General features: G+C 63.0%; 1 pseudogene and 1 other annotated feature. The pseudogene reads left to right on the top strand.

The window, feature by feature from the left end:
• Nucleotides 1-47 precede the first annotated feature (47 nt).
• Nucleotides 48-397 (top strand): annotated as a pseudogene (locus ISP15_RS18380) (transposase); the annotation flags it as partial.
• Nucleotides 326-397: a sequence feature (AL1L pseudoknot), on the top strand. This feature is flagged as partial in the annotation. Its footprint overlaps the pseudogene before it by 72 nt.

The following is a 397-nucleotide window of genomic DNA, read 5'->3' as shown; positions in this document are numbered from 1 at the left end:
ACCGCCCCGGGATTCGCGGAGGCTCCAACTCTTGAGAGAATGGAGCCATGACAAAGTTAAAACAGTTTTCCCCGGAAGTCCGCGAGCGTGCGGTGCGGATGGTGCAGGAGCACCGTGGTGAATACCCATCGTTGTGGGCGGCGGTCGAGTCGATCGCGCCGAAGATCGGCTGTGTGCCGCAAACACTGCTGACGTGGGTACAGCGGCAAGAGGTCGATGCCGGGGTGAGAGACGGTGTGACCACCGCTGAAGCCAAGCGCGTCAAAGAGCTGGAACGCGAGGTCAAGGAGCTGCGCCGGGCCAACGAGATTCTCAAGCTCGCCAGCGCGTTTTTCGCCCAGGCGGAGCTCGACCGCCGGCTGAAGTCCTGAGGGCCTTCGTCGATACGCACCGGAGC

It is taken from the genome of Dyella jejuensis (genome assembly GCF_044904675.1).
GTDB classification, from domain to species: domain Bacteria; phylum Pseudomonadota; class Gammaproteobacteria; order Xanthomonadales; family Rhodanobacteraceae; genus Dyella_B; species Dyella_B jejuensis.
The sequence above is the reverse complement of the archived record's forward strand: the minus strand, read 5'-3'. Positions and strand labels throughout refer to the sequence as shown.